The sequence below is a fragment of the Corynebacterium glyciniphilum AJ 3170 genome (assembly GCF_007673095.1).
Lineage (GTDB): Bacteria > Actinomycetota > Actinomycetes > Mycobacteriales > Mycobacteriaceae > Corynebacterium.
This window is the reverse complement of the sequence record NZ_VDYZ01000047.1, coordinates 1-513: the sequence shown is the minus strand read 5'-3', so window position 1 is coordinate 513 and position 513 is coordinate 1. Positions and strand designations below refer to the sequence as shown.

Below are 513 nucleotides of genomic sequence, written 5' to 3'. Positions count from 1 at the left end.
GTGCGATACAGTGTTCGTATCCAAGGAGGGGACACCATGACCAGCACCCACACCACCGAACCCACCACCGGCGAGACCTACACCACCCTGGCCACCCGCTTCGCCATCGCCGTCAACACCGCCGAACTCGACCTCGTGGCCTTTCTGACCACCATCCCGGCCAACACCCGCCAGGCCACCGCCCTGGCCGTACGACGCAGAACACCGCGTGAAGCCCACCGCTACACCCACGCCGCCGACCTGGCGGCACGCATGCCCGACCTGTTCCACTCGTTCCGCGCCGACGGGCGCTATTCGGTCGATCACCTGGATGCGATCTGGACCCGGATCCACCGGCACACCCGCGCCCTGACCACCACCGGGACACAGATACCCGACACCCTCGACACCGTCGATGCCGCCGCTGCCGCCGCTGCCGCCGCTGCCGTCGATGCCGCTGTCGCCCTGGGGGTGACCGACTGGATCCAGAACACCGGCATCACCTGCCACACCGCCCTGGCCGATGTCACCGAC

1 pseudogene is annotated in these 513 nt (G+C 68.4%); it reads left to right on the top strand.

From position 1 onward, the window contains the following. Nucleotides 1-36: 36 nt before the first annotated feature. Nucleotides 37-513, top strand: a pseudogene (locus FS507_RS16405) (HNH endonuclease signature motif containing protein); the annotation flags it as partial.